This is a genomic window from Ligilactobacillus acidipiscis DSM 15836 (assembly GCF_001435755.1).
Classification (GTDB): Bacteria; Bacillota; Bacilli; order Lactobacillales; family Lactobacillaceae; genus Ligilactobacillus; species Ligilactobacillus acidipiscis.
Genome location: NZ_AZFI01000209.1, coordinates 1 through 3012 on the forward strand (window position 1 = coordinate 1; position 3012 = coordinate 3012).

Genomic DNA, 3012 nt, shown 5'->3' on the forward strand with positions numbered 1-3012 from the left:
CAACGAAAAGTATGAATAATTCAGGATTATTGGAATTTCTTAAAATCCAGACTTTAACATTTAACCACGATGAATGTTATTTGGTCGATAGATATATGAATATGGTCGATTGTCATAATTCCAATGCCAACTATACGGATAGTCTTGGACTGCCTGATTTTTAGCATTCCTGCCATTTCTATCCTGTTCATGTGCGTTTACCGATACCCCATGAGGATCTGAACCACCAGTAGAAATAATTTTTGAATATGACCACCTGCACCAGCACTAGCACCTAATTTACCCCAAATAACGATATCACCATACCTTGGAGTATATTTTGCTGTACCTTGAGCAACTAAATGAACTAAATGATAGCCATTATTATTCAAGTATCCATGGATTGACTCAGTATTATAACCGCCCCAACGACTTGCAGAAGCAGCTGGTTTACCGGCACCTGCACTCCAGAGAGCTTGGGTCATTGCACCAGAACAGTCAGCAGTTCCATCAGAACCATTTCTCGAACCAAACATTGAATAAGTTAACTTTCCTCGATGATTATTAAACCAATTCAGTACTCTCTGAGTAAATCCTTGGAATACACCATTAGAACCAAACCGGTAATTAACGCCACTAATATTTACCGTACCAGTTGAACGAGCTCCAGTAACAGGGTTTAGATAATATTGGTGTTCACCGATAACTTGCCAACCATAAAGCATAGAGCCATTTGAATTATAGTACACCGTCTTATTACCATTTTTCAGATAAGTAAAACCAACACTCATAGCGCCAGTAGTTTCATCAAAATGATGCCAACTACCATTTACTTTATGCTCACCATAAATCATCCAACCATTATTATCATAGAAAGTCGTTTTATTATTGAGTCTTGTAAGTCCTTTAGCCATCGCACCAGTCTTATCATCAAAATAATACCAATGACCTTGATAATGCATCTCACCATGTACCATTTTGCCTTGTACATCATAATAGGCAATTTTATTTTGCCCTGGCACATTTTGGAAGCCGCGTTTCATGGCACCATTTCCTAAATCAAAAAGATACCAAGCATCATTGATTTTTTCTTGACCGTAAACTTTAGTACCAGACGTAGCTAAATAATAGACTGTATTATTACCACGAGTTACGAAGCCAGTTATTACTTGCCCATTTCCACCATTTTTAAAGAGATAAGTCTTTTTATTAAAGTTAACTTCTCCAACTCCTAAAATAGCGCCTGTCTGCTTGTCAACCTCATATCGTGTACCATTATCTGCCTGAACATTACTAATGCTCATTTGCCCATTGTTATTATAGTACTTTAAGACACCAAGATTTTGATCAAAGAAGAATCCTGTTTGCATCGCCCCTTCTGGCGTACTAAACATATATTTGTGTCCGTTTATGCTTTGCTGTCCATATAACATCTGACCATTAGCATCATAATACACAGTTTTCTTTAAATCTTTTAATCTCACAAATCCTGTACTCATTTCACCGGTGATTTCATCGAAGTGATACCAGTGTCCACCGATATTCCGTTGACCATACTGCATTCTACCATTTGGGTCATAATAGACTGTCTTGACAGCTGCTCCTTCTGGGACATTTGTAAGTCCTCTTGCTGCTTGACCTGTTTGCTGATCAAAATAGTACCAGCCGCCATTGATCTTCTTTTGTCCTGTAAACATCTTGCCATCATTTTGGAAGAAGTATAGCTTATTGCGATAATGAAGCAATCCTTTTTGCATGGCACCAGTCATATCATCGAATAGATATTTATGGTTGGCAAGATTTTGAAGCCCATACTGCATATGTCCATCATTATTATAAAAGACCGTCTTTCTATCTTCCTTTAAATAAGTCAGGCCCCGACTCATTTCCCCGGTTGTTTCGTTGAAATGATACCAATAACCATTAACTTTTTGTTGTCCATACTGCATTTGCCCTTGCGGATTGTAATACACTTTTTTTACATTATTGCCAGCTGGAACCTCCGCAAAGCCAGTTGCTTTCTTACCTGTATTCTTATCAAAATAATACCAGTGACCGTCCATTTTTCTTTCGCCCGTGAACATTTGACCATTGTTATTAAAAAAGTACGTGTTTCCTTGATATTGGGCTGATCCTCTGTGCATAGCCCCAGTTGGTGTGTCGAATAAGTATTTTCCCCCATTTACATTTTGAAGTCCATAACGCATTCGTCCTTGTTCATCGTAAAAGACAGTCTTTTTATCATCTTTCAAATAAGTCAAACCAGTGCTCATTGTGCCGTGAATCTCATCAAAATGGTACCAATAGTTTTGAATAAATTGCTGACCATACAGCATCTTACCGGAATTATCATAATAAACTGTCTTTTGTTTATCACCTTCAGGGATCTGGTTAAAACCAGTTAAATTATTACCATTCTGGTCAATCAAATACCAGTAACCATTGCGTTTTACTTCCTTAGGGGCACTTTGACTTACACTTTTCTTCATTAAACGCGAAGGATCATTGTTTTGTTCTTGATCATTCTTTTTTGTGACATCATTATTTTGTAAGGTTTGATGTTCAATGCTCTGAACAGAAGATTCTTCCTTATTCTGAAGATCATTAACATTGCTCTGCTGAGCATTGTCAGTATCACCTTCATTTACATCATTGCTTTTTTCTGGCGAAGCGCTATTACTAATTGCGTTTTCTGAAGACTCTATCTTTTCTGAGTCTTTTTTCTGTTCAACAGGATCAGTCACGTTATTTGCTGATTGCTTAGCATCTGATTCACTCTTTGTTTGTTCTGCCTTACTTTGCGTAGTTTCAACTAACGGAGCTTTCTCAGATGTGTTGTCTTTAGTGTCAGCAACTTGATTTGCTTTTTTGGTATCTTGTTTTTGCTCAAGTTGAACTGTTTTTTGAGAAGTCTGTGAGATTTGATCAGCTTTAACAGAACTATCGTTACTATGTATCCCAGCTACCATTCCAAGCAAAACTAGCGGAGCAACCACCCAAGTTGGTAGCGTCAAGAATCTTGTGTAAATGAAA

1 protein-coding gene is annotated in these 3012 nt (G+C 37.5%); it reads right to left on the bottom strand.

Annotation, left to right across the window (positions count from 1 at the left end; genetic code table 11):
• Window positions 1-197: 197 nt before the first annotated feature.
• Window positions 198-3012 (bottom strand): peptidoglycan amidohydrolase family protein (locus FC65_RS09870; RefSeq protein WP_275453100.1); only part of this gene is annotated, 2815 nt, incomplete at its 5' end.